Origin of the sequence: Alkalihalophilus lindianensis, assembly GCF_032843265.1 — a bacterium.
Taxonomy (GTDB): Bacteria; Bacillota; Bacilli; order Bacillales; family Bacillaceae_D; genus Alkalihalophilus; species Alkalihalophilus lindianensis.
In genome coordinates, this window is the sequence record NZ_JAWJBA010000553.1 from 1 (window position 1) to 260 (window position 260).

The following is a 260-nucleotide window of genomic DNA, read 5'->3' on the forward strand; positions in this document are numbered from 1 at the left end:
GCTCGGCATTCCCTATCAGCCGGGCGAGAGGCTGCCGGCACCCGCCGATTATGGCGCGATGGTGGCGCGGGTTACGGCCGGCTGGGGCGTGCGGCTGACATTCGAGCCGGGGCGCGTCATCGTCGGCAATGCCGGCGTGCTGCTGACCCGCGTGGTGCGCGCCAAGCAGGGCAGCGCGGGCCGGCCCTTCGTGGTGGTCGATGCAGCGATGAACGATCTGGCGCGCCCGGCGCTCTACGGGGCGTATCACGATTTCGCCG

Annotated in this window: 1 pseudogene; it reads left to right on the top strand. The window is 71.5% G+C overall.

Annotated features, from left to right (window positions below):
• Positions 1-260: pseudogene (locus tag RYX56_RS26660) on the top strand (hypothetical protein); the annotation flags it as partial.